Genomic DNA, 24785 nt, shown 5'->3' with positions numbered 1-24785 from the left:
TGCGCGAGAGGTAGAGAGATGAGCGTACGGCTGTTGTTCGACCGGTTCGACGACGTCCGGGGACGCGTCGACATCGGGGATGTCCGGCAGGCGGGTGACGTGCCTGGCTATGACGACGGCGCGGCCGTCATTCCCCAGGAGAACTGGACGTCACTCAGCGAGAAGGAAGCCGAACGATTCCGGCCTGCGGCCGACACGCCGCCCAGCACGATGGTCGAACTCGTCAGCCAGAGTTTGCCGGTCTTCGCCTCCGACGATCTACCGGGCCGACTGGACGCCGCGACCGCTCTCGACCCGCTGGAAGGCCGCTGGCCGCGTAGGCGCCTCGCCTGCGCGGCCAGCCCGCCCGGACAGCTCACCAGCACCGAGGACTCCACGACCGGTCACCGGATCGGGCTGCACGTCGACAACTTCGACCAACGGCCCTACGAGACCAGACAGGACAGCCGCCGACGCCTCTGCCTCAACCTTGGACCCGGCACCCGCTGTCTCCTGGTCGGCGACCTGGATATCAAGGAGATCTGCCGCGCCCTGGGCCGTGACCAGGACGGGTACTACCCGCACACCGACGACCTGCGCCGTTACATCGCAGAGGGGCACCCGCTGCGATGCCTACGCATCCGGCTCGACCCCGGCGAGGGGTACATCGCCCCCACGGAGTTCCTGCCGCACGACGGCTCTACAAGCGATGCCCGAAGGTGGTCCCTCGCCGCCTTCTGGCTGGGCTGAGCCGAACGCGCCGTTCTTTTCAATTTCCTGCTCTTTTGACGACCGATGTATCCCCGCGGATCCCGGATCAGTTCCGCTCGCCGAACGTGAGCAGCGGTACGTCGTACAGACTCGGGATCCTGGGCCTGGTCAGGGCCGGGGCGAGGATTTCCACGACGATGAGTTCTACGACGAACTGGACCTTGGCGCCGAGCAGATGACTTGTGCGCCCGTCCGCGGACTGGGCTTTCAAACCGGCGGAGACGTGGATGTGGGGGGCGAGGCGGTCGTTCTCGGAGTCCCAGGCGAGTGTGCCGCCACCGAGCGCTTCGAGAGTCTCCACCTCGATCTCCTCCCACAGAGGCTTCTCCGGGTGCTCCAGCGGTTCGCAGGAGCCGACCAGCCTCGCGGAATGGAAGCCGCCGACGAAAGTCGGGACGTAGCCCGCACGGATGCCGTTCTCGGCACAGAACTTCTCCAGCGTGGGAAAGAACTCCTCACCGTGGTCGATCACGACGGCGAAACTCCGGCCCGTGGTGATTTCGGTGGTACGCATGCGGTACTCCAGATCTCTCGCGGGTGGCTCAGCGCCTGATCTCGAAGGCGTCCGTGATCACCGTAAGGTCCGCTTCGGTGCTCAGGTGCGCGAGAAGGAGAAGGCGTGCCTTGTACGGGTCAAGCGATCCGCCGTTGATGAGGCCACGCGCCAGCAGGTCGCTCTCGGATCCTCCGAACGCGTAAGTGCTGGAGAGCACGCTGCCGGCACCGGTGCGGGAGGTGAGGACCACCGGGATGCGGGCCGCGAGTTCTTCCAGGCGCTCGACCCAGGTCGCCGGTACGTGCCCGGCGCCGAACGCCGCGATCACGACGCCGTCGAGGCGTTCGTCGAGTCCCTGGAGCAGGATCCCATCGCTGCCCAAAGTCGTATGGATCACCTCTACCCCGGCCTGCCGGGTGAACGGGAGCGCTACGGTCGGCCGACGCGGCAGCGAGAAGTGCAGGCGGGGTCGCCCTTCGACGACATGACCTATCGGCCCGGCGCCGGGCGAGGAGAACGCGGACGTGCTCGTACTGTGGATCTTACGAACGTGACGCGCGGCGTGGATCTCGTCGGCGAAGACCACCAGAGCGCCAAGGTTCCGGAAGGCCGGGCTCGCCGCGGTGCGTATGGCGGAGAGAAGGTTCGCCGGGCCGTCCGCACCGGCCATCTCGGGATTGCGCATCGCACCGGTGAGTACGACGGGGGCGTCACCTCGGTAGAGGAGATCCAGCAGGAAGGTGGTCTCTTCCAGCGTGTCGGTGCCCTGCGTGACGACGAAACCGGCTGTCCCCGTGGCGGCCCGCTCGTTGAGCCGCTCGGCCAGGGCCGCGATGTCGTCGACGGTGAGCCAGGCGCCGGGCATCTGCCGGAAGTCCTCGACCTCCAGGGTGGCCTCCCCCTTCAAACCGGGCACCGCCGCGACGAGGTCCGCCGCGGTCAGCCGCGGAGTGACACCACCGGCCTCTCCGGACGGAGTGGTCATGGCGATGGTGCCGCCGAGCGAAAGCACCAGAACAGCGCGGTTCGGTTCCTGGGGGTCGAGGGTCACGGAGAGCGCCTTTCGAAAGAGCAGGTCACTGCTGTCGGGATCAAGGATCAGCCTTGTCCCCTTCATCTGTCTGGGGCAAGGGTGCCGAGAAACTGCAGGACGTTGTCGAGCGCGTCGAGGCTGATATGGCGGCTACGGGGGCGTACGAGACTCGCCGTTCCGTATTCGCCCAGCTCACGGCAGCGTCTGATGAGCCAGGACCACTGGATGTCCAGGTAGCCGGTCAATGCGCGCAGGCGAGTCTCGGAGTCTGGTCCCTGCATCACGCTGCGGGAGCTGGCGTCATTGAACGCCTCGCTGTAGGCGCGGAGTTCGGATCGCCGGGTGATGGTGTCGGCCGCCCAGAGAGACTCCGTACGGACCCAGTTGGCGACCACCGCGCGCTGCTCCGGGACCAGGGCGAACCCGTCGACCGCGGAGTACTCCGGGCGAACCATGACTTGGACGTGGATCCCGTATGTCTCCATCAGTGTGATGGCAAGGAAGAGCAGGATGCGCTCGTAGCGGCTGCTTTTCGCCACCTCGGCTTCCGGTACGCAGAAGACCCTGGACAGCGGGCTGCTCGTTCCGGCGTACTGAGCTGAGAGTGCCCGCAAGTAGTCGATCTTGTGGCGGAAGAACAGCCATGCGGACGCCTGCTCGCCGGTCTGCTCACGGGTCCAGAAGACCGGCGGCGCGGAGGCTCCCCGCAGGCGTCGCTGGATGTGCTGGGCGCAGAAAGTCGAACCGAGCCAGTTCGAGCCGACAGTGGTGAGTTCGGGCAGGGTCACCCGGCTGGGGGCTGAGCGTGGCAGGGACAGATACGTGCCGAGCATGTGTTGTTCCTCGTCGAGGGACCGGTCATCGGCGAGTAGTCCGTCGTCGAGTTGGATCAGAGCCCAAAGGATGCCGTAGGTGAGATCGTCCAGGAGGTGGGCCGCGGGCAGGTCGTGCGTACCCTGGGCCGCGAACGTGGCACGTGCCCTTCGGGCGTTCGAGGAGTCGACCACGTAGAGCTGGAGGTCGTCAGCCTGCTCCTGCACCCCGATGAGCAGTCCGCGTCGTGCGGGGCGCAGGAACCGCCTCAGCGCGTCGGTGTCCGATGTGTGGATACTCACGTCGTCTCCGCGGCGGAGCGCGGGATGGAACTGTACGGCGACCGTGGTGCCGTCCAGAGCCTGCCTGCCCGTCATTTCCCAGGAGTCGGCAACGTCGTCGGTCGCGGACAGCCGCCCGCGCGTTCAGGACGTCTGGTGTCGGGCTGAACAGATCCGCACAGGGAAAGCCGAGAAGACGTTCCAGGATTCGCGCGGTGTCCGGCCAGGGACGTCCATACCAGTCACCCGAAATCCACCGGTCGAAGGTTCTGCGTCCCACCGTGACGTCGGCCAGGCGAGGCGAGTTGGTCTCCGCGGAGAGTGTCCGCGCCATCTCTTCGAAGTGGGGGCAGAACAGGCCCCAGCTGTTCCAATGGCGCTCCTGAAGAAGGGTGCGGAACAACGTGGGACGGGGCATCGTGACAGCCTCCCGGGACGAAGGTCGGACGAGCTCAGTTCGGCATAAAAAGTGGCATATGTACGAAAAGACGGGCGGGCTCACACGCATCGTGGCTCTGGCCAGGATGCTCTCCCGTCATTTCCCAGGCAACATGAACGAGCAAATTGTTCAATAGATTTGGTTGTGAGTAGCGCGGTGAGCCATCACACTGACTCAACATGCCGGACATGAACAAGGCGCCGTGGTCGCTGACACTCAGTGAGGTCGGCAGACGTCTTGAGGAGTTGCGGGAGAAGGAAAACCTGACACTCGTCGCGGTCGCGAAGCACGAGATACTGCGCGAGCGAGGGATTAGGACGGACTCAAGCGCGCTGAGCCGAATCGAGAGTGGCCAGCGCCGTCGTCTCGCGCAAGAGCTGGTCGAAGCCCTTCTCGATTGTTACAAAGCCGACCCGAAGGCGCGGCGCGAGATCATCGGTCTCCTTAGCGTGGACGTGTCCTCGGCAAGCCGCCGCCGGAGGCCCGCTCTGTGGCGCAGGCACTCCGCGCTTCTGGGGCCTATGCGGTTCGAGGGGTATCTGAAGCTGGAGCCACAGGCCTCTGTTCTGCGCAACTATGAGCCCCTCCTCGTCCAGGGCCTGCTCCAGACGCCGGAATACGCTCGCCACGTCATCGAGAGCATGCGCACCGAACTAAAGCCGGTCGAGGTCAGGGGCCTGGTGGATGTCCGTATGGACAGGCAGCGAAAGATCGCAGAAGGGGCCCTCCGCGAGTTCCAGGCTCTCATCGAAGAAAGCGCCCTGCGGCGCGTCGTCGGTGACCGGCACGTGATGCGGGACCAGCTGGAACATCTGCTTTCCGCGTCCGAACAATCCAAGAACACCATCCGGATCCTGCCGGATACGATCGGGTGCCATCCGGGTCTCGGCGGTCCGTTCGTACTGATGAGCTTCCCCGAGGCCACACGCGACGTTGTGTGGGTGGAAACCATGAACCGCTCGGTGTACTTCGAGGAAGAGTCGGATGTGGATCGCTACGCCGAGGTTTTCGCCGACCTGTGGGAGCAGGCGCTGGAGTCCGACGGCACGCGCGTTCGCCTCAAGAAAATGATCAAGGAGCTGTGGCCGTGAGTGTCAGCAAGCCCCACCCTTCCGCGTTCGACTTGACGGATGTGGAGTGGCAGGTCTCCTCCCACAGCGGAGGCGGTGGTAACTGCGTCCGGGTCGCGAGCAAGAACGGCTATATCCTGGTCGGTGACTCCCAGAACCCCGACAGGCTGCCTCACGTGTACACGCTCGCGGAGTTCAGGGCGTTCGCCCTCGGCGCCCGTGACGGTGAGTTCGACCAACTGACCACACTTGACTGATCACGACGTCACTTCATGGTGGTCGGCCTGGCCCTGGCCCTGAGCCTCGGCTTCCCCGGCCACCCTTGACGGCCCGGTCTCCATCTGACCTCGTACGCCGGTTGGTCAGCGGTACTTCGTGATCATGGGATTGCATTGTTTGGCACGTACGGCATCGGCCTGCTTCGGTGGGTTCGTGTCACGGGGGAGTGGGCGCGCCGACGCGGAAGGCGCGGCGGTAGGCGGTGGGGGTGGTACGCAGGGCGCGGTGGAAGCGGCGGCGGAGGTTGGTGGCCGAGGAGAGGCCGACCCTGGCGGCGATCGTCTCGACGGGCAGGTCGGTCTCCTCCAGCAGGGCCTGGGCGGCCGCGATCCGCTTGCCGAGCAGCCACTGGCCGGGGCTGACGCCGAGCTGTTCGGCGAAGCGGCGGGCGAGGGTGCGGGCGGAGACCCCGGCCCGGGAGGCGAGGTCATCGGCCGAGAGGGGTTCGTGGAGCCGTTCGGTCACCCAGTCGAGCACGGGGGCCAGGGAGCCGGGCAGGTGGTCGGCGGGAGGGGGTGCGGCGTACTGAAGCTGCCCTCCTTCGCGGTGTGGCGGCATGACCATGTGCCGGGCGACCTGCGCGGCGTAGGCGGCGCCCTGGTCGGCACGGACCAGATGCAGGCACAGGTCGATACCGGCGGCTGTTCCGGCGCTGGTGGCGACGTCGCCGTGGTCGACGTACAAGGTGTCGGGATCGACCTGGACGTCGGGGAAGCGTGCCGCCAGCTCGGCGGCCATTCGCCAGTGCGTGGTGGCCCGGCGCTGGTCGAGCAGACCGGCCTGGGCCAGCAGGAAGGTGCCGGAGCAGATCGCGACGATCCGGGCCCCGCGCCGATGAGCCAGCCGCAGCGCGCGTACGACGGCGGGTGAGGCGGGTGTGTCCGGCCGCTGCCAGCCGGGGATCACGACCGTGTCCGCGGCGTCGAGCGTTGTCAGGCCCGCGGTCACCGCCATGTCGTAACCGGCCAGGGTGGGCACCTGGCCCGGGTGCTCGGCACAGACCTCGAACCCGTAGCGGACGGGCAGGCCGGGACGGCGCACGCCGAAGACCTCGGCGGCGCACGCGAGTTCGAAGGTGGACTGCGGCGGGAGGACCAGGGCGACGACGCGATGAACGGCCATGGCAGGAAAGTACCGGAGGATGTCATTCTGGACACTGGGCGGCCTGACCGTGTCCGGCCACGATGGGCTCATGAACGAGGAACACGACGGCGTGCAGATCCTGAATGTCGACGAGGTCGAATCCGTTGAGGTCGTCCCCGGCATCTTCCGGCGGCTGCTGCCCGCCACCGAGTCGGCTCGTGGCTGGGTCTACGACTTCGCGCCGGGCAGCGAATGGCCGGAGGTCGACGTGCACGACGGGGAGGAGCGCTACTACGTCGTGTCCGGCGAGTTCATCGACAGGGGGCACCGGCTCGGGCCGGGCAGCTACGTGGTGTTCGCCCCGGGCAGCACCCACCGCCCGCGTACGGAGACCGGGGCGCGCATGCTCGGGATCAGCATCCCCCGGCGCCAGGCGTACTGAGCTGGGAGTGCCCGTTGTGGTGGAGGAACAGCCGTGCGGACGCCTGTCCGCTCACGGCTCCAGGAGACAGGTGGCGCGGAGACCACCCGGATGTGCCGGGCGCGGAAAGGTCTCCACCTGCCGTTCGTTCGCGAGCCTGCCCACGTTCGTCGACACCTTGGCGAGAGGCGGGCCGGTTCTGGGATCGACCACGAAACGGATCCCGGTGAACAGGCCCGCCCCTCACCTCATCCTTTGCCCGGTCGATATCCTTTGCCCGGTCGATCGGCACGGGCTGAGGGACAGGTGGACAACGACCGCCCACCTGCTTTGAGCCCAGCCGCGGTCATGTCCGTACGGGTGTCAAGGGCAGACCGGGTCGACGCAGAATCCGGAGGGCGGGGTCGCGCCCGGGCCCGGTTCGGCGCGTAGGACGATCACGCCGTCGTTGTAGGTCTCCGCCGTCGTCACCGACCAGCCGGGATCGACGCGGGAGGCGGGAACGTCATCCTCGGGGCGAACTCCCACGGCACCTCGCAGCGGCCAGTCGATGCCGTAGGCCACCTTCAGGTCGTGCTCGCGCACGACGCTCTCCGCCTCGGCCACCGAACGTCCCTGCAGCCTCACCCCGGCCAGCGCCTCGCCCGGCCAGCTCGCGTCGCCGGGGAAGACGTACTTCTCGCCGGGCTTCGCCGGGCGGCTCAGGCGGACCTCCGCGGGTCCCTCGATGTCCGCGGTGACGCTGAAGGCCGTTATGCAGTCCGCGACCCGCCCGGGGCAGCCGTTCCCGGCGAACGTCGCCCGTGCGTCGGGGTCGGTCTTCTCGAACCCGAAGACGGAGCCCGGCGCCATGTACGGCGAGACGGGGATCAGCTTCACCGTGAGGTTGTCCAGGCCGACCTTGTGGAAGGCCTTCCGCAGCTCGGCGGGATCGGGATCGCCGTCGGTGAAGTAGAAGGCGTACTCGTCGCCGACGCGGTCGATCGTCACGGCCTGACTGGCGTACACCTGCTCGGACGCTCTGAACAGGGACGGCCCGACGACGATGGCTCCGGCCAGGGCGGCGGCCACGGCCAGGCCGAGCAGGGCGCGGCCGGGAGAGGGCATGAGCCGTCGCCGGGCCGGGGTGTGCTCCGGCGGGACGATCACCGGGATGTTCTCCAGCGAGACGATCTCCGCCAGCAGCGCGTCCGCCCCCGCGGTGGATGCCCGGCCGGTCAGGTCCTCGTCCAGCGCCCTCGCCCGGTCCTTGAAGATCTGGTCGTTGTTCACCGTGACTCCTTCTCGATGAGGGGCCGTGACGCGAAACGGGCGGCCGATGGGCGGGTTTTCTCCAGGGCCTTGGCGAAGCGCCTGCGGGCCCGGTGCAGGCGGATACGGGCGGCGTTGCGGGAGCAGTCCAGCACCGTGGCGATCTCGCCGGGGGCGAGCCCCTCCCAGAGGGTCAGGGCCAGCAGTTCACGATCGCCGTCGGCGAGCATGCCCATGGCCTCGTCCACGCCGTCCCGCTCACCGTGGTGGGAGGGAGCGGTGTAGAGGTGTGCGATCTCGTCGGTGAGTTCGGTGTGCCGGGTGAGCCTGCGCCGCTCGCTCCGGCGGTGGTTGGCCAGGACCCGCCGGGCCACGCCGTACAGCCACAGCTTGCCGCCCTCACCGTCGGGGAGCTCGGTTATCCGCCGCCAGGCGATCACATAGGTCTCGGCCACGACGTCGGCGGCGTCCTCGGGGGAGGAGCACCGCCGCACGGCGTATCCGAGGATCTGCTCATGGGTTCGCCGGTACACCACCTCGAACCGGGACCGGTCGTCTTGTTCACTCACGTGTCATCCTCGTCAGACCTTCCGAACGCTGCGGGCTTTCACCTCCTACGTGTCCGCGGGCGGCGGCAGAATTTCAGGCCGGGAACAGAACGGCTGAGCCGATCGGATCGTTGCGGAGGGGCGGACCCGTTTCCGCTTACGGGCGCAGGTGGGCCAGAAGGTCGTCCCCGGCAGGGTAGGGGCGCTCCTCGGGGAGGAGCCGGGTCGCGGTGTCCGGTTCGCCCTCGCGCAGGAGTGCGTGGATCTCGCGGGCGAGCGGGGTGACGTCGGTGACGGCGACCGTCCACTCGTCCGCGTACCGGCGCGCGGCCTCACCCGAGAGGCCCAGTTGCAGGGAGCGGTGGGGTAGCGGTCGCAGGTGGAGATCGCGTTCGGGGTCCCACTGCACCCGGGCCGACGCGTGTCTCAGCTCCCGCTTCCAGGCGGTCCGGTCGGGGTGGAGCCCCGGCTCGTAGTGCGACAGGCACGCGTGGCGCAGGGCCCATTCGAACCCCTCACGAGTGATCTCGATGGCCAGGACGGTCTCCTGTCCCTCCTTGGTGCCCCAGCCGCAGCGGTACATCATCCACAGGAACGATGGTTTGATCCACGTCATCCGGTCGCGCTTCCAGGCGGCCGGGAAGCGGCCGTGACGAGCGGCGGGGAGACCGATCTCCGGGGTGTACGCCTGGTAGACGGTGATCGTGGACGCGTTGTGAACCGCCCGGATCCGGTGCCTCGGTTCTTCCATGGCGGACAGGATGAGCCCGGCCGTCCGGGAAAAGCCATTGATTTACCAACGGCCCTCTTCGGATTCGCCCATGCCCCTGCTCCGGTACGCCCCCGCTGTACGGGCGTCCCCGGAGATATGGGAGACAATTGAGGCGATGCGGTTCGGTGTCCTCGGTCCCCTGGAGGTGCGGTCCCCCACCGGTGAGGAGATCTCCGTGGGCGGGCCCCGGCCGCGTGCCCTGCTCGTGATGCTGCTGCTCGACGTGGGCCGGGTGGTCGGCGTCCAGCGTCTGATCGACGGCCAGTACGGTGACGATCCCCCCGCCGGTGCCGCCAACGCGGTGCAGGCCCAGGTCTCCCGGCTCCGCCGGAGCCTGCCCGGCGAGGTGATCGAGTTCCACGGGACCGGCTACCGGCTGGTGGCCGATCCCGACGACGTCGACGCCCACCGGTTCGAACGACTGGCTCGCGAGGGGCGGCGGCTGCTGGCGGCGGGCCGTTACGCGGTCGCCGCCGGTCCGCTGCGGGAGGCGCTCGCCTTGTGGCGCGGGCCCGCGCTGGCCGACCTGCCCTTCGGGCGGGCGCGGGCGGCCCGGCTGGAGGAGCTCCGGCTGTCGGCGACGGAGGACCTCGCCGAGGCGGAGTCGGCCCTTCCCGAGGGCGGTTCAGCGGCTTCTGCGGTTTCTGCGGTTTCTGCGGTTTCTGCGGCTTCAGCGGTTTCTGCGGCTTCAGCGTTTTCGGTGGTTTCGGTGGCGGAGCTGCAGCGGCTGGTGGCCGCGCATCCGCTGCGGGAGCGGCTCAGAGGCCAGTTGATGCTCGCCCTGCGGGCGGCGGGGCGGCAGGCCGAGGCGCTGGCGGTGTTCGAGGAGGCCAGGCGGCTGCTCGCCGAGGAACTCGGTGTCGACCCCTCGCCCGAGCTCGCCGCGATCCATCTGGCCGTCCTGCGCGCCGAGCGGCCCGCGCCGCCGCCACGGCGGAGGCTACCGGCCCAGCTCACCAGCTTCGTGGGACGCGAGCGGGAGCTGGAGCGGATCGACGCGCTGCGCGACTCGCGGCTGATCACGATCATCGGGCCCGGCGGCACCGGCAAGACCCGGCTGGCGATCGAGGCGGCCGGACGCGGGCGGCGCGAGGCGTGCTTCGTCGACCTCTCCCTGCTCGACGGTCCCGCTCCGCCCGGTGCTCCCGCCTCGCCCCACGATCCTGCCGTGCCCGGCGGCACCGTACCGTTCGGCGGTCCCGCCCTGTCCGGTGGCGCTGTCCCGTTCGACGGTCCTGCTTTACCCGGCGGTCCTGCTTTACTCGACGGTCCTGTTTTACCCGGTGGTCCCGCTCTGCCCGGTGGGTACGTTCCGGCCGGTGGCGGTGACCAGGTGGTACGGGCGGTGTTCGGCGCGCTCGGGCTGCGCGAGCCCGGGTTCCACGCGCCGCGCCCGGCCGACCTCGTGGAGCACCTGGTGGTGGCACTCGCCGGGCGGGAACTTCTGCTGGTCCTCGACAACTGCGAGCACGTGAACGCCGCCGCCGCCACGCTGGCCCGCAGGCTGCTGGGAGAGTGCCCCGGGCTGGCCGTGCTGGCCACCGGGCGCGAGCCCCTCGGCATCACCGGCGAGACGCTGGTGCCGCTGGCCCCGCTGGAGACCCCGCCACCGGACTCCTCGCCGTCCGTCGCCCTGGCCTGCCCGGCCGTGCGGCTGTTCGCCGACCGGGCGGCGGCCGTACGACCGGGGTTCGAGGTGCGGCGGGCCAACGTGGAGACGGTCGTCCGGATCTGCGCGGCGCTGGACGGACTGCCGCTGGCCATCGAGCTGGCGGCCGCGCGACTGCGCTCCTTCACCGCCGAGGAGATCGCCACGCGCCTGGCGGAGTACGGCCGGTTCCGGCTGCTGTCGCGCGGAGACCCCACGGCGGCGGCCCGCCACCGGACCCTGCGCGCGGTGGTGGAGTGGAGCTGGGACCTGCTCTCGCCCGGAGAGCAGGTGCTGGCCAGGCGGTTCTCCGTGTTCGCGGGAAGCGCGTCCCTGGAGGCCGCCGAGGCGGTCTGCGAGGTGGAGGACGCCGCCGGGCTGCTGGCCGACCTGGTGGACAGGTCGCTGGTCGTGGCGGACGGCGACCGCTATCGGATGCTCGACACGATCAGGCTGTTCTGCGCCGAACGGCTGGCCGAGTCGGGGGAGGAGAAGCGCCTGCGCGGCGGCCACGCCCGCCACTTCCTCGACCTGGCCAGGCGCGCCGACCCCCACCTGCGCCGGGCCGAACAGCTCCGGTGGCTGGCCAGGCTCTCCGCCGAGCACGCCAACCTGACGGCCGCACTGCGCTGGGCCGTGCGTGACGACGGGGAGACGGGGATGCGGCTGGTCGCCGCGCTGGCGGCGTACTGGTGGCTGAGCGGCCGGCGCGGTCACGCGGGAGAGGCGGCGGCCGAGCTGCTCGACGCGACCGTCGATCCCCTGCCGGGGCTGGAGGAGGAGTACGTCATGTGCGTGGCGCACGCCGTACCCCGGGCGCTGCCCGAACACTGGGAACGGGCCGGGGCGATCATGCGGTCGCGGGACCGGCCGCTGCGCTACCCCTTCGCCATGGCCCTGTGGGGCATGTCCGCCGGCCCGCCGGAGTCGCCGCCCACCGGGCCCGAGACCGACCGGCTGTTCGGTTCCGATCCGTGGAGCCTGGCCCTGGCCGGGCTGAGCCGCGCCCTGCTGAAGGTGCTCGGCGGTGATCCGGCCGGGGGCGAGCAGGAGCTGGAGGAGGCGCTGGCTCGCTTCAGGTCCCTGGGGGAGCGCTGGGGGACGGCCCAGGGGCTCGACTGGCTGGCCCTGGTCGCGGGCTGGCGCGGGGAGTGGGCGCGAGCCCGCGGCCTGTGGCGGGAGGCGCTGGAACTGCTGGAGGAACTCGGTGCCCTGGAGGAGACCTCGGACGTGCTGGGACGCCGGGCCGAGGCACTGGTACGCGAGGGAGACCTCGCCGCCGCCGCCGCCGACCACCGGCGCGCCGGGGAACTCGCCAGGAAGGCGGGCGCGCCGGGCGTGCCCGCCGTGACGCATCTGGGGCTCGGGGAGATCGCGCGGCTCGAAGGCGATCTCCCCGAGGCCCGCCGCCGGATCGACCTGGCGCTTCGGGGAGCGGAGACCGAGTCCTTCGGCGCGGAGGCGGCGCGGGCGCGGGCGCTCACCGCGCTGGGACGGCTGGCCGAGGCCGAGGGCGACCTCGCCGGGGCCCTGCTCCACCATCGCCGGGCGCGGGATCGCGCGCGCAGGTCGCCGCTGGCGGTGGACCTCGCCGACGCCGCCGAGGGCCTGGCGGGAGCCGCCCTGCTCGAAGGGGCGGGGAACCGGGCGGCGCTGCTGCTCGGCATGGCGGTGGCACTGCGCGGGACGGCCGTGGCCGGTGACCGCGACGTCGCCGGGGTCGCCGCGGGCGCCCGCGACCTCGTCGGCGCGGAGGCGTTCGCCTCGGCGTACGCCCGCGGGGCCGCGATGCGCCACGACGAGGTGCTCGCGGAGCTTGACCCGGACGACGACTGAAAGCGCCTGGGGTCGAAGGCGGCTGACAAGAGCCGGTGCCGAGGGCGTCCGGCTGTCAGCCGATGGTCGGTGAGCTGTCAGCGCTCCCCGCGAAGCTCGTGGGCATGAAGAACACCACGGTCCTCATCTCCGGGGCGAGCATCGCCGGGCCCGCGCTCGCCTACTGGCTGAGCCGCTCCGGCCACGCCGTCACCGTCGTCGAGAAGGCGCCCGCGCTCCGTCCCGGCGGCCAGGCCGTCGACTTCAAGGGGGAGACCCACCGCGTCGTACTGGAGCGGATGGGAATCCTCCGGGAGGTGCGGCGGCGCCAGACCGGCGGGACCGACCAGGTCATCGTCGACGCGGACGGCAGGCGGCTGGCGGTCATGCCCGGCGAGTTCACCGGCGGCGACATCGAGATCCTCCGCGGCGACCTCGCCGCCCTGCTGTACGAGAGGACCGAGGGAGACTGCGAGTACGTCTTCGGCGACTCCATCACCTCGCTGACCGACACGGCGGGCGGTGTGCACGTCACCTTCGAGCGTGGCGCGCCGCGTACCTTCGACCTCGTGGTGGGTGCCGACGGCATCCACTCCAACGTACGGCGGCTCGCCTTCGGCCCCGAGTCCGACCACGTGCGCTTCCTCGGCCACTACTACGCGCTGGCCGACTTCGGCGCCGGTTCCGGCGGCGTGACGGACGACGGGCCCGGGTGGATGTACAACGAGCCCGGCCGGATGGCGGCGTTCGGCGGCCCCAAGTCGCCCGCGTTCCTCGTCTTCGCCTCCGAGCGGCTCGACTACGACCGCGACGACGTGGGGCGGCACGAACGCATCCTGGCCGACGCCTACCGGGGCATGGGCTGGCGGGTTCCCGAGCTCATGGCCCGGCTGCCGGAGGCGCGCGACCTCTATCTCGACTCGATCAGCAGGGTCGAGATGGACCACTACGCGAAGGGCCGGGTGGTGCTGCTCGGCGACGCCGCCTACGGCAACACCCTGGGCGGCTTCGGCACCGGCCTGGCCGTCGTGGGCGCGTACGTGCTGGCCGGGGAGCTGGCGGCGGCCGGTGGCGACCACCGGACGGCGTTCCGCGAGTACGAGGAGATCTTCCGTGGCTACGCGAAGGTGGCGGGGAAGGGCAGTGCCGGTCCCTTCCTCGCCCCGGCGACGTGGCGGGGGATCAGGATGCGGAACTGGATCTTCAAGCGTCGCTTCCTGCTGCGGGCGATGCTCAAGATGACGGACAGGTTCGCCACGGATATCAGGCTCAAGGACTACCCGGCGCTCTCCGGGACCTCCGCCGCGACGTGAGCGACGGAGACTTCGCGTTCACCGTGGCCGACGACGGTGACACGGCCGTGTCCCGCGGACCACGCGAGGGTCACGACGCGGGAGCCGTCTCCTCCAGGAAGCTTGCGCGCCGCAGCAGGGGGCGGCCGGGGGCGGTGCCGATCAGGGTGCCCGCGTGCCCGGTCAGCACGGTGCAGCCGCCCGCGTCGCACAGGTCGGTCCATCCGTCCGGGGTCGCCACCGGCAGCCGCGTGCGGATCCGGCCGTCCGCGTCCGCCATGTACAGGCGGCCGTTCATCGCGGCCAGCGCCACGGCGTCGGCCCCGGTGGTGGCCTCGACCAGGCTCCAGGTGGAGGTCTCCGGGTCGAGCAGCCACAGGCCCTCCCCGGCGGCGGCGAACAGCTCGCCGTTCACCATGCCCAGGCCGACCCCGCCGCGAGGCCCGTCGGCGAGGGTGGTCCAGCCGTGCTCGGGGTCGCGGTAGACGAGCCGGTCGTCGGCGGTGAGGCCGTACAGGCCGATCGGGTGGACGGCGGTGGCCTCCCTGGGGGTGGCCAGGGCGACCAGGGCGGGGGCGGTGCCCGCGGGGCGCCAGCGCAGGTTCTGGTTCGAGACCTCGCGGGTGAGCAGCGAGCCGTCCGGGGTGGCGCCGTACAGCAGGGAGTCGAACACGGTGAGCGCGCCGACCTCGTCCGCGCCGCCGACGGTCTCCCAGCCGCCGGTGCGTACCGACAGCCGGTCGAGCACGTTGCGGGTGATCCGGTCCACGACCGGGTCGTGCAGGGTGTTGCCCCAGTTCACGGTGGAGGCGGTGAACACCGTCCCGGCGCCGAGGCCGAAGACGCCCATGGTGGCCATGCCGCCCTGGCCGTACCGGTGCCAGTGCCGCAGGTCGGCGGTGGCCAGGATGACGAAGGACGGCGGGGTGCCGTCGCGCCCGGTGGCCACCGGCACGCCGTCCTCCTCGACGAAGTCGCAGGCGTCCGTCTCGTAGCCGATGGCCCCCCTGCCGAACGTGTCGCCCTCGCCCAGCTTGGTGCCCTCGAACACCCAGTGCTCGGGGAAGCGGGCGGTGTAGGACTCCTCGTGCATGAGCTGCATGTACGGGCCCCAGGTCCCGGCGCCGCGCCGGAAGCTGACCCCGGTCAGGCCGTTCTCCGGGCGGTTCACCGGCGCGCTGGACCACTCGACCGTGGTGAGGGCGGGATCCACCGCGGCCATCGGGTCGGCGACCGCGTCGCGGTAGCAGACCATGGTGCGCCCGTCGTCCTCCAGCCGGAACTGCCACCAGCAGGTGTTGCCGGAGAAGACGGCCATGTTGCCGCCCCGGCGGACGAACTCCTCGACGCTGTCGCGCATCCCCGCCGACCAGTACTCGTCGTGCCCGCTGACCATCAGCAGCCGGTAGCCGGAGAGCAGCTCGCGCCCCTCGTGCAGGTCCAGGGCCGAGCAGTAGTCGACGTCGTACCCGGCCGGGCCCAGCCAGCGGATCATGCCCTCCTCCCAGCGCTCGGGCGGCGGCCCGCCGCCCGGCCGGTCGAAGGCGACGCGCGAGGCGCGGGTCGGCTGCTCGCTCCAGTAGATGGACTCGCCGGGAATGCCCGCCCGGTTGTACGCCTGCCAGGTCGGGAACGGGATCGACAGCAGGACCGGCGAACGGGGACGGGCCGCCCGTACGGCGAAGTAGACCTCGCTGCTCTCCTCACCGGCGGTGAAGACCGCGCGGTAGAGCGAGCTGCGCCAGCCGGGGGGGACGTCGAGCGTCCACACCGGGCCGGTGAACTCCCCGTCGAGTACGGCCAGGTCGGTGGCCACGTCCTCGACCAGCACCGAGCCGCGCAGCGGGGCACGGGAGGCGCGGGCGAGGTGGAAGCGGAGCGCGCCGCCTTGGACGCAGGACGTCGACTCGGCGTAGGCGTGGACCGTCATCGGACACCTCCGGCGTGGGGTCTCCGGGCTCCGGTCCTGGTTCTGGCTTCGGTTCTGGCCCCGGTTCGGGCTCTGGCCCCGGTTCCGGTCCCGGCCTCGGTCCTGGTTCCGGCTCCGGCCTCGGTCCTGGTTCTGGTTCTGGTTCTGGCTTTGGGTCCGGTCCTGGTTTCGGTTTTGGGCGGGACGCTCAACCGACCGGCTCCAGCACCTCGCGGAACGCGGCCTCGACCAGCAGCGACTCCAGGTCGAGCAGGTAGCGTTCCATGGCGGGGCGGGGAAGGTAGCCGGTGTCGGCGGTGAGCGAGACGCCCAGCCCGCCGGGCTCGCCGGTCACGTGCAGGCAGAAGCGGCAGTTGAGCCGCTCCTGGCTGAGCGGCCAGGTGAGGGTCGTCTCGTCCAGCGCCCGCCGTACGCTCGGCTCGTCGGGGGAGGCGTCCACCCGGTCGGCGAAGCGCATGTCGTTGAAACAGCAGTACGGGTGGACCCGCACGCCCCGCTCCCGGCCGGCCCGCTCGGTGAGCCGGTCCCGGTCGTCCGGGTCGTGGTAGGCGGACCGGTAGGCGCGCAGCGCGGCGGGCTTGGCCGCGCGCAGCAGCTCGCTGAAACCGCCCTCGCGCAGGTCCAGCACGAACAGGCCCTCCTGGGAGAGCGTGGTGACCGCGTTGACGGTGTCTCCCCGGAAGCGGTTGCCCACGATCGGCAGCATCGCGCTCACGTCGTGGCCGGTCACCCTCCCGGCCAGCACGGACGCGGCGGTCAGCAGGACGGTCGAGGTGCTCGCGCCGCTCAGCGCGGCGATCCGCTGCACGGCCAGGTCCATCGCCCGGGAGACCAGCTGCGCCCGCCAGATCGGCGGATCCGCGGGGGCGCCCGCCCACCGGTCGAACATGGTCGGGGGGATGCGCCGGTACTCGCTCTCCCAGTGCTCCGCGGCCACCGCCGCGACCTTCAGCCCCTGCTCCGAGCCCTGCCAGCGGGCCAGCTCCAGCGGCGAGGGCGGGGTCGGCCCGGGTACGGAGCCGCGCAGCAGGAGCAGCCGCAGGTCCGTGACCGCCACCTCCGCCCCGAGGCCGTCGGCGGCCAGGTGGCAGAAGACGAGCACGATGTGGGTGACCTCGTCGCGGTCGACGACGAGCCCGATCCTGAGCGGCCACTCGTTCCCGTAGTCGAACGCGGTCCGCGCCAGCTCGTCCCGCAGCCGCTCGGGGTCGCCCTCCGACACGGTGACCGGGATGGAGCCGCCGGTCGCGAGCACCTGCCACGGCTCCGCGCCGCCGCTCCCGCGCGTCCTCTCGTAGGGAGTCCCGCCCTCCCGGTCGCCGTACGGTGCCTCGCCCAGCCTGGTACGCAGGGACTCGTGCCGTTCCACCAGCGCGCGCAGCACCTCGGTGGCCCCCGCCACCGTGAGCGGCCTGGCCCGCCTGGGCACGGCGAGCACGCGGCCGAAGTTGAAGTAGTGGTCGTCCGGCGCCGTCTTCTGGATCGTGTCCCAGATGGCCCGCTGCCCCCAGGTCAGCGGTGCCATCCCCGATCGGCTCCCCGAGAACCGGATGTCCATGTGCTTCCCCCGTTCGGAAGTGCGTCTAGGAATGCGCGCTTCGCGCCTCGTTGATATGGCGTTCCAGCGCGTCAAGGTCGTCCAGGAGGTCGAACCCGTCGCCCGACAGGTCGATCTCCACCCCGAACTCGGTCTCCACCGCGTCGATCAGCCGCATCTGCGCCAGGGAGGTGACCCCCAGCGCGGACAGCGGGACCGTGGCGGCCAGTGCCTCCCCGGCCGTGACCGCTCCGTCGGAGGCCGAGGCCACCATCGCCGCCAGCCGTTCCCTAACCATTGCCAGCCCCTCTCGTACGGTCTCCGGCGCCGTTCGCCGGGATTCGGTTCCAGCTGTCGGATATTTCAGGACTTTTCACGATCTTCTCGCACTGAGCGGGCGCAGGTCGGTCCAGACGCGGTCGATGTGGGCGAGGCAGTCCTCCTTGGTGCCGGAGACGCCCTCCTCGCGCCAGCCGTCCGGGAGGTCCCGGCCGTCCGGCCAGATCGAGTACTGCTCCTCGTGGTTGACCACGACGCGGTAACCCATCTCAGCTCCCGGTTTCCATGAGGCGCTCGGCCTCCTCGTCGGACATTTCGGCCAGCTCGGCGACGAGCAGCTCCTCCACCGCCGCCGCGAGGTCGGCCACGGTGCTGCGGGCGAACAGGGTACGGATCGGCACGTCCACCTCGACGGCGGCCCGGAGCCTGGCGACCGCGCGGGTGGCGAGCAGCGAGTGCCCGCCCAGCGCGAAGAAGTCGTCGAAGGCGCCGATCTCCTCGATGCCCAGCACCTCGCCGAAGATCTCGGCCACCAGTTCCTCGGCGTCGCCGCGCGGGGCGGTCCTCGTCCTGGGCCCGGCCTCGGGCGCGGGCAGCGCGGCCCGGTCGAGTTTGCCGTTCGCGGTCAGCGGCAGGGCGGTGAGGCTCACCCAGAGGGCGGGGACCATGTAGGCGGGCAGCGTCCCGGCCAGGTACCCGGCCAGCTCGTCGCCGGTGGCCGTGCCGACGACGTAGCCGACGAGCGTCTCCCTGTGGACGGCCACCGCCGCCTGGCCGACGCCGGGATGGGCCAGCAGGCGTGCCTCGATCTCGCCGAGCTCGATCCGGAAGCCGCGAACCTTGACCTGGTCGTCGAGGCGGCCCAGGAACTCCAGCTGCCCGTCGGCCCGCCAGCGCGCCAGGTCACCGGTCCGGTAGATCCGCTCCCCGCCGACGCCACCGGGAACGCCCGGGACACCGGGAAGACCGGAGACGTCGGGAGCGCCCGGGACGCCGAGGGTGGGGAAGCGCTCGGCCGTGAGGTCCGGCCTGCCCAGGTAGCCGACGGCCACCCCGGCCCCGCCGACACACAGCTCACCCGGCACCCCCGGCGGCACGGCCTCGCCGGAGCCGTCCAGGAGCAGGATCGAGGTGTCGGCGATCGGGACGCCGATGGGCGGGCGCCCGGGGGAGCCGTCCAGCTCGGCGGCGGTGGCGATGATCGTCGCCTCGGTCGGGCCGTAGGTGTTGACCAGCCGCACCCGGTCGCCGAAGCGCTCCCGCCAGCGGGCCACCGCAGCCTCGTGCACCTGCTCGCCGCCGAGGATCACCAGGCGCAGGGTCGGCGGCCAGGCGATCTCGCCGATGTCGTCGACGAGCGCGTGCCAGTACGCCGTGGGCAGGTCGAGCACGGTGACCTGGTCGAGGTGGTCGGGCAGGGTGACGCCGCCCTCGGGCAGCAGCTCCAGCCGGGCCCCGGCGGCCAGCGCCGGGTAGATCTCCTCGGCGTGGGTGTCGAAGCTCAGCGAGGCGAACTGGACCACCCGGTCGCCGGGCCCCAGCCCGTACGCGTCACGCATCCACGCGACACGGGCGGCCAGGCTGTGGTGCGAGACCACGACCCCCTTGGGCGTTCCGGTGGACCCGGAGGTGTAGATCACGTAAGCGGCGGAGCCTGGCACCGGGACGCGAGGACGCTCGTCCGCGCCTGGCGTACCAGGCTGGGCCGTAAGGGCGCGTGGCGTGCCGGGCTCAGCCGTACGGGCGGCGGGCAAAGAGGCGGTGGGCGAAGAGAGGTCGTCCGCGTACGCGCGTGGTGTGCCGGGAGGCAGGCGGTCGCCCAGGCCCGCCGAGGTGAGGACGAGGGAGGCGGCGCTGTCGTCCAGCATGAAGGCGAGCCGCTCGGCGGGGTGTTCCGGATCGAGCGGCAGGTAGGCCGCCCCCGCCCGCCAGACGGCGAGCAGGGCCGCGACGGCGTCGGGCGACCTGTCCAGGCAGACGCCGACCACGTCGCCGGGGACGACGTTCCGCCCCCGCAGCAGCGCCGCCAGCTCGTCCGCGCGGGCGTCCAGCCCGGCGTAGGTGAGCGTGGCGCCCCCGCAGCCGATCGCCGTCGCGCCCGGCGTGTCCCGTACGGTCGCCGCGAACAGGTCCGGCACCGGGGGAGCGGGCGGGCGCGCGGGTCCCCGCGAGAGGCGCCGCAGCAGGGCGTCGTCGTCCCCGGTGCGCAGCGGCAGCTCGGAGACCCGGGCGCCGGACGCGTCCGGCAGCGCGGTGAGCAGCAGGCGGAACCGCGCGGCCATCGCCTCGATCGTGGTCCGGTCGAACAGCTCGGCGTCGTAGACGAAGCTGAGCGTCAGCTGGTGCTCGTCCTGCCAGGCCTCCAGCATCAGTTCGAGCTTGGCCTGCCGCATGCCGTGCTCGAAACCCGTCGTGGTCAGCCCCGCGAAGGCGTCGCGGGACTGCGCGAAGTCCTGCGTGTGCAGGATGAGCATGGTCTGGAACAGCGGTGTGCGCGTCAGGTCGCGCTCGACCCTCAGGGCCGTCACCAGCTCCTCGAACGGCACGCCCTGGTGGGAGAAGGCGTCCAGGACACCGATCTGGGTGTCGCGGAGCAGCCCGGCGAAGGTGGGGTCGGCCGACAGGTCGCCGCGCATGACCAGGGTGTCGCTGAGGTAGCCGACGACCGGTTCGAGCTGGACCCGGTCCCGGCCCGCGGTGGCCGTACCGACCAGGATGTCGTTCCGCCCGGTGTGCCGGGACAGCAGGACCTGGTAGGCGGCGAGCAGGACCATGAACATGGTGGCGCCGTGCTCCCTGCCCAGCCGGGCCAGGGCGGCGGCCTCCGCCGCGTCCAGCCGGACGCTCGCCACGTCGCCGCGCCTGGCGGCCCCGGCGGTACGCGGCCGGTCGACCGGCAGGTCCAGCGGGGTGGGGTCGGCGAGCCGCTCCCGCCAGTAGCCGAGCAGGCCGTCGAGGTCGCGCCCGCGCTGCCAGAGGGCGACGTCGCCGAACTGGAGCGGGACCGGCGGCAGGGCGGTGGCGCCCGAGTACTGGCGCGACACCTCGTCGAAGATGAGGTTGAGCGACCAGCCGTCGCCGAGGATGTGGTGCAGCACGACGCACAGGACGTGGTCGTCCTCGGCGATCCTGATCAGGGTGACGCGCAGCGGCGTCCTGGCGCCCAGCTCGAAGGGCGCGTTGGTCAGGGCCGCGACCAGCTCCAGCGCCCCGGCCTCGCCCGCCGCGTCCGTCTCCTCGACGGTCACGGGCCCCGGCGGGTCGACGACCACGACCGGCACGCCGTCCACCTCGGGGAAACGGGTGCGCAGGCTCTCATGCCTGGCGACCGTACCGGCCAGCGCCCCGGCGAGCGCGTCCCGGTCCAGCGGCCCGCGCAGCCGCCTGACCAGGCACATGTTGTACGACGCGTCGTCCGGGTCGAGCCGGTTGAGGAACCAGAGCCGTTCCTGGCCGAAGGAGAGCGGCGGCACGGTTCCCTCGGGCCTCGGCCGGGGCCCGTCGCTCGTCTCACCGGACGCGGTGGCGACCAGCTCGGCCAGCGCGGCGACCGTCGGCCGCGTGAACACCTCCCGGACGGGCACCTCCGTCCCGGACAGCGCCGTCAGCCGCGCGGTGACCATGGTGGCGAGCAGCGAGTGCCCGCCGAGGGTGAAGAAGTCGTCGTACGCCCCGACCTCGGAGATCCCGAGCACCTCGGCGAAGACCTGCGCGACCATCCGCTCGCCCGGGGTGCGGGGGGCGACCGCGTCCCGCGCGGGCGCCGCGTCCACGTCGGGGAGCGCGTTGCGGTCGACCTTCCCGTTGGGGGTGAGCGGCAGCGTCTCCATCTCGACGAACACGCTGGGCACCATGTAGCCGGGCAGTTCCCGCGCGGCGCGCTCCCCGAGCCCGTCGAGTGCTCCCGCACCGTCCGTTCCCGTACCCTCCGGGTCCGTCTCCGCGTTCGTCTCCGCGTTCGTTTCCAACGGCGCGGCGGGTACGACGAAGGCCACCAGCCGGTCCCCGCGCACCGCGACGACCGCCTGCCGCACGCCGGGGCAGGCGTCCAGCACGGCCTCGATCTCGCCCAGCTCGATGCGGTGGCCCCGCAGCTTGACCTGGTTGTCGGTCCGGCCGAGGAACTCCAGGGTGCCGTCGTTGCGGCGGCGGACGCGGTCTCCCGTCCGGTAGTGCCGCGAACCGCCGGGGCCGGGGACGAAGCGCTCCGCCGTCAGGGCCGGGCGGCCGAGGTAGCCGGTGGCGACCCCCGCGCCGCCGATGAGCAGCTCCCCGGCCACCCCGATCGGGCACGGCCCGCCACCGGGGTCGGCGACGTGGACGACGGTGTTGGCGATCGGGCGGCCGATGACGATCTCACCGGGGTCCTCGGGGACGTCCCAGGCCGTGGACCAGATGGTGGTCTCGGTCGGGCCGTAGACGTTGACGAGCCGGTCGACCCGGGGGCGCAGCTCGCGGGCGAGCCGGGGGGCGAGCGGCTCGCCGCCGGTCAGGCCCACCACGCGCGGCAGGTCCCCGGCGAGCAGGACGCGCCACCCCGAGGGCGTCGCCTGGACGTGGGTCACGCCCTCGTCCCTGACGAGACGCGCGAGCCGCATCCCGTCGCGGGCCGTCTCCGCGTCGGCGACGACCACCCGCCCGCCCGTCACCAGCGGCAGGTAGAGCTCCAGGGCGGAGATGTCGAACGACAGCGAGGTCAGCGCGAGCCACACGTCCTGCGGGGAGGACCGCACCAGGTCGCGCATGGCCAGCAGGAAGTTGGTCAGCGCCCGGTGGGGCACCACCACCCCCTTCGGCCGCCCGGTGGACCCCGAGGTGTAGAGCACGTACGCGGTGTCGTCGGGAAGCGGTCGCGCGGGGGCACCTGTTCCCGTACCGGTGACGGGAGGAAGGTCGTCGAGGCCGGTGAGGACCAGTGCCGCCCTGGAGTCCTCGATCACGTACGCGACGCGCGCCTCGGGGTAGTCGGGGTCGACCGGAAGGTAGGCCGCGCCGCTCATCGCCACGCCCAGCAGGGCGACGAGCATGTCGGCACCGCGTTCCATCCGGACCGCGACCAGCGAGCCGCGCCCGATCCCGGCCGCGCCCAGCCGCCCGGCCAGCTCCGCCGCCCGCGCGGCCAGCTCCGCGTACGTCAGCTCCCGCGCGCCGGTCCCGTCCACCGGCCCGTTCCCGGACGCGGGGCCGCCCGTGGTGACCGGTGTGGTCCCGTTCGCCGGTTCGCTCCCGTCCAGCGGCCCGTCTCCGGGCGCGGTGCCGGTCGGGGAGGCGGTACGGGCGGGCGCGGCGCGGACCGCGACCGCGTCGGGGGTCGCCGAGACCTGTTCGAGCAGCAGGTCGACGAGCGTGACCTCCGGCAGCCCGGCCGAGGTGTCGTTCCACTCCTCCAGCAGGCCGAGTTCCGCGTCCGGCAGCATCCGCAGCGAGCTCACCGGGGAGCCGGGGTCCGCCACGACGGCCACCAGCAGCTCCTGGAAGCGGGCGACCATCCGTTCCACGGTCTCGCGGTCGAACAGCTCGGTGCTGTGGATGGCGGTGCCGTACAGCGCGCCGTCGTCGCCCCGGTAGAGGTCCACCGACAGGTCGAGCCGGGCGCGGGCCCAGCCGTTGGGGAAGTACGTGGCGTCGAGACCGGGCAGGGGCTCGGCCCACTCGCCGTGGGTGTGGAAGGCGAACAGGGTCTGGAACAGGGGCGTGCGGCTCAGGTCCCGTTCCACGTCGAGCTCGGCCACGAGGCGCTCGAAGGGGACGTCCTGCCGCGAGAGCCCGTCCAGCACGACCCTGCGGGTGCGCCTGAGCAGCTCCTCGAAGGTGGGGTCGCCGGACACGTCGCACCGCAGGGCCAGCGTGGTCGAGAGGAAACCGATCATGGTCTCCAGCTCGGTGCTGCCGCGACCGGCCGAGGGGGTGCCCACGCAGAAGTCGGTCTGGCCGGTGTGCCGGTGCATCAGGACCTGGTAGGCGGAGAGCAGCACCATGAACGGCGTGCACCGGGCGCGGCGGGCGAGGTCGCCGATCGAGGCGGCCACCTCGGGCGCGATCCGGAAGTCGACCTGGGCACCCGCGCCGGTCCGCCGGGCGGGACGCGGCCGGTCGGCAGGGAGCTCCAGGGGAGGCACCCCGGCCAGCCGTTCGGTCCACCAGCGAAGCTCCGAGTCCGCGGGGCGCTGGGCGCGCGCGTACTCGCCGTACTGCAGGGGCAGCTCGGGCAGCGGGGCGGTACCCCGGCTCCCGTAGTGGGTGGCGACCTCGGAACGGAGCACGTTCATCGACCAGCCGTCGCCGTTGATGTGGTGCAGGACGACGCAGAGCACGTACTCCGCGGGGCCCAGCTCGATCAGCGAGACGCGGAACGGCGGTGCGGCGGCCAGGTCGAAGGCCGTATTGGTGAGCGCCGAGACCAGGGCGGCGGTCTCCTGCTCGCCCCGGGCGGTGAGCCGCTCGACCGTCACCGGTGAGGGCGGCTCGACGATCGCCACGGGCTCCCCGGCCACCTCGCGGAAGCGGGTCCGCAGGCTCTCGTGCCGTGCCGCCACCGCGGTGAAAGCCGCCCCCAGGGCGATCTTGTCAAGGTGACCTTTCAACCTGTAAACATAGGATGTGTTGTAGGCCGAGTCGCCCGGATCGAGCCGGTGGAGAAACCAAAGCCGCTGCTGGCCGTACGACAGGGGGTACTCCGTCCCTGGCTGGCCGGTGGGAACGGTCTCCGGTGGGAACACGCAGGGCTCCTTTGTCGGCCGCGGGCCCGGTAGTTCACGCAATCGCGCTGGAGGTTAGTACGCAAAAAGCCCGCTCTGTGCACATTTGCCCAGTTGGGCGGGCGTTGGGATGGTTTCTTTTTGGAAAGAAACTTTCCAGTTAGTTCTGCGGTCGTCAGTGTTACACCTTCGCCCCGAGGGCGCAAGGGTCACTTTCGCGTGGGTTTTGTTGCCTCTGTGAACCTCTCCCCAAAGTCTTGCGCGACCCTTACGATCATGTAAGACTGACGCTCGCTTTTAAATAGTAAAGATTCTTTCCTGTAGTGCCTCCGATGCTCGCACACACCGAA

18 protein-coding genes are annotated in these 24785 nt (G+C 71.4%); 6 read left to right on the top strand and 12 right to left on the bottom strand.

What is annotated here, in order from left to right:
• Positions 1-18: 18 nt before the first annotated feature.
• Positions 19-729: a hypothetical protein gene (locus tag ACW9TB_RS25400; RefSeq protein ID WP_472750562.1), complete on the top strand. Its 711-nt coding sequence runs from the start codon at positions 19-21 to the stop codon at positions 727-729.
• Positions 730-796: 67 nt separating this feature from the next.
• Here the strand turns inward: ACW9TB_RS25400 and ACW9TB_RS25395 are convergent, their stop codons facing one another.
• The 3 genes from ACW9TB_RS25395 to ACW9TB_RS25385 form a co-directional block, all read right to left on the bottom strand.
• Entirely contained in the window at positions 797-1264 is a 468-nt protein-coding gene (locus tag ACW9TB_RS25395) for a PPC domain-containing DNA-binding protein (protein WP_472750561.1), read from the bottom strand.
• 28 nt (positions 1265-1292) lie between these two features.
• Positions 1293-2258 (bottom strand): asparaginase, encoded by a 966-nt coding sequence (locus ACW9TB_RS25390; protein ID WP_472750620.1) that lies wholly within the window; start codon positions 2256-2258, stop codon positions 1293-1295.
• A gap of 101 nt (positions 2259-2359) precedes the next feature.
• The gene (locus tag ACW9TB_RS25385) at positions 2360-3394 is read right to left on the bottom strand and encodes an XRE family transcriptional regulator (RefSeq protein ID WP_472750560.1); all 1035 of its coding nucleotides are present in this window, start codon (positions 3392-3394) and stop codon (positions 2360-2362) included.
• A gap of 606 nt (positions 3395-4000) precedes the next feature.
• Between ACW9TB_RS25385 and ACW9TB_RS25380 the strand changes: the two genes are divergently transcribed.
• Together ACW9TB_RS25380 and ACW9TB_RS25375 are read left to right on the top strand one after the other, a co-directional pair.
• Entirely contained in the window at positions 4001-4903 is a 903-nt protein-coding gene (locus ACW9TB_RS25380) for a helix-turn-helix domain-containing protein (protein ID WP_472750559.1), read from the top strand.
• Positions 4900-5139, top strand: a complete 240-nt coding sequence (locus ACW9TB_RS25375) for a DUF397 domain-containing protein (protein WP_472750558.1) — start codon at positions 4900-4902, stop codon at positions 5137-5139. Before ACW9TB_RS25380 ends, ACW9TB_RS25375 begins: the two co-directional genes overlap by 4 nt.
• 178 nt (positions 5140-5317) lie before the next feature.
• Here the strand turns inward: ACW9TB_RS25375 and ACW9TB_RS25370 are convergent, their stop codons facing one another.
• Positions 5318-6283, bottom strand: coding sequence for a helix-turn-helix domain-containing protein (locus ACW9TB_RS25370; RefSeq protein WP_472750557.1), 966 nt, complete (start codon positions 6281-6283; stop codon positions 5318-5320).
• 70 nt (positions 6284-6353) lie between these two features.
• Here ACW9TB_RS25370 and ACW9TB_RS25365 point away from each other — a divergent pair, with 70 nt between their 5' ends.
• Positions 6354-6686: a cupin domain-containing protein gene (locus tag ACW9TB_RS25365; protein WP_472750556.1), complete on the top strand. Its 333-nt coding sequence runs from the start codon at positions 6354-6356 to the stop codon at positions 6684-6686.
• Positions 6687-7028: 342 nt separating this feature from the next.
• Here ACW9TB_RS25365 and ACW9TB_RS25360 read toward each other — a convergent pair whose 3' ends face one another.
• The 3 genes from ACW9TB_RS25360 to ACW9TB_RS25350 all read right to left on the bottom strand — a co-directional run bounded on the left by ACW9TB_RS25360 (position 7029) and on the right by ACW9TB_RS25350 (position 9215).
• Positions 7029-7937 carry a hypothetical protein gene (locus tag ACW9TB_RS25360; protein WP_472750555.1) on the bottom strand — a complete coding sequence of 303 codons (909 nt, stop codon included), beginning with the start codon at positions 7935-7937 and terminating at the stop codon, positions 7029-7031.
• Positions 7934-8485, bottom strand: a complete 552-nt coding sequence (locus ACW9TB_RS25355) for an RNA polymerase sigma factor (RefSeq protein ID WP_472750554.1) — start codon at positions 8483-8485, stop codon at positions 7934-7936. Before ACW9TB_RS25355 ends, ACW9TB_RS25360 begins: the two co-directional genes overlap by 4 nt.
• Before the next feature lie 136 nt (positions 8486-8621).
• Entirely contained in the window at positions 8622-9215 is a 594-nt protein-coding gene (locus tag ACW9TB_RS25350; RefSeq protein ID WP_472750553.1) for a DUF4291 domain-containing protein, read from the bottom strand.
• Positions 9216-9351: 136 nt separating this feature from the next.
• Here ACW9TB_RS25350 and ACW9TB_RS25345 point away from each other — a divergent pair, with 136 nt between their 5' ends.
• Together ACW9TB_RS25345 and ACW9TB_RS25340 are read left to right on the top strand one after the other, a co-directional pair.
• On the top strand, positions 9352-12720 hold the full coding sequence (locus tag ACW9TB_RS25345; protein ID WP_472750552.1) for a BTAD domain-containing putative transcriptional regulator: 3369 nt from the start codon (positions 9352-9354) through the stop codon (positions 12718-12720).
• A 104-nt stretch (positions 12721-12824) separates the two neighbouring features.
• Positions 12825-14012 (top strand): FAD-dependent monooxygenase, encoded by a 1188-nt coding sequence (locus tag ACW9TB_RS25340; RefSeq protein WP_472750551.1) that lies wholly within the window; start codon positions 12825-12827, stop codon positions 14010-14012.
• Positions 14013-14082: 70 nt separating this feature from the next.
• On the opposite strand, the gene ACW9TB_RS25335 is transcribed toward ACW9TB_RS25340, so the two are convergent.
• The 5 genes from ACW9TB_RS25335 to ACW9TB_RS25315 all read right to left on the bottom strand — a co-directional run bounded on the left by ACW9TB_RS25335 (position 14083) and on the right by ACW9TB_RS25315 (position 24456).
• Positions 14083-15921: a N,N-dimethylformamidase beta subunit family domain-containing protein gene (locus ACW9TB_RS25335; RefSeq protein ID WP_472750550.1), complete on the bottom strand. Its 1839-nt coding sequence runs from the start codon at positions 15919-15921 to the stop codon at positions 14083-14085.
• Positions 15922-16108: 187 nt separating this feature from the next.
• Positions 16109-17446, bottom strand: coding sequence for a condensation domain-containing protein (locus tag ACW9TB_RS25330; RefSeq protein WP_472750549.1), 1338 nt, complete (start codon positions 17444-17446; stop codon positions 16109-16111).
• A gap of 58 nt (positions 17447-17504) precedes the next feature.
• A complete protein-coding gene (locus ACW9TB_RS25325; protein ID WP_472750548.1) occupies positions 17505-17756 on the bottom strand; it encodes an acyl carrier protein in 252 nt (83 codons plus the stop codon).
• A 75-nt stretch (positions 17757-17831) separates the two neighbouring features.
• Complete coding sequence (locus ACW9TB_RS25320) at positions 17832-18005, bottom strand: MbtH family protein (RefSeq protein WP_329091877.1); 174 nt, start codon at positions 18003-18005, stop codon at positions 17832-17834.
• 1 nt (position 18006) lies between these two features.
• The gene (locus ACW9TB_RS25315) at positions 18007-24456 is read right to left on the bottom strand and encodes an amino acid adenylation domain-containing protein (RefSeq protein ID WP_472750547.1); all 6450 of its coding nucleotides are present in this window, start codon (positions 24454-24456) and stop codon (positions 18007-18009) included.
• Positions 24457-24785 lie beyond the last annotated feature (329 nt).

Source organism: Streptosporangium sp. H13245, assembly GCF_055690525.1.
The sequence above is the reverse complement of the archived record's forward strand: the minus strand, read 5'-3'. Positions and strand labels throughout refer to the sequence as shown.

Coding starts and splice junctions, on each gene's coding strand:
- ACW9TB_RS25395 (WP_472750561.1), bottom strand. CDS start 1,264: ATGCGTACCACCGAAATCACCACGGGCCGGAGTTTCGCCGTCGTGATC.
- ACW9TB_RS25400 (WP_472750562.1), top strand. CDS start 19: ATGAGCGTACGGCTGTTGTTCGACCGGTTCGACGACGTCCGGGGACGC.
- ACW9TB_RS25330 (WP_472750549.1), bottom strand. CDS start 17,446: ATGGCACCGCTGACCTGGGGGCAGCGGGCCATCTGGGACACGATCCAG.
- ACW9TB_RS25380 (WP_472750559.1), top strand. CDS start 4,001: ATGAACAAGGCGCCGTGGTCGCTGACACTCAGTGAGGTCGGCAGACGT.
- ACW9TB_RS25335 (WP_472750550.1), bottom strand. CDS start 15,921: ATGACGGTCCACGCCTACGCCGAGTCGACGTCCTGCGTCCAAGGCGGC.
- ACW9TB_RS25320 (WP_329091877.1), bottom strand. CDS start 18,005: ATGGGTTACCGCGTCGTGGTCAACCACGAGGAGCAGTACTCGATCTGG.
- ACW9TB_RS25340 (WP_472750551.1), top strand. CDS start 12,825: ATGAAGAACACCACGGTCCTCATCTCCGGGGCGAGCATCGCCGGGCCC.
- ACW9TB_RS25345 (WP_472750552.1), top strand. CDS start 9,352: ATGCGGTTCGGTGTCCTCGGTCCCCTGGAGGTGCGGTCCCCCACCGGT.
- ACW9TB_RS25365 (WP_472750556.1), top strand. CDS start 6,354: ATGAACGAGGAACACGACGGCGTGCAGATCCTGAATGTCGACGAGGTC.
- ACW9TB_RS25325 (WP_472750548.1), bottom strand. CDS start 17,756: ATGGTTAGGGAACGGCTGGCGGCGATGGTGGCCTCGGCCTCCGACGGA.
- ACW9TB_RS25350 (WP_472750553.1), bottom strand. CDS start 9,215: ATGGAAGAACCGAGGCACCGGATCCGGGCGGTTCACAACGCGTCCACG.
- ACW9TB_RS25370 (WP_472750557.1), bottom strand. CDS start 6,283: ATGGCCGTTCATCGCGTCGTCGCCCTGGTCCTCCCGCCGCAGTCCACC.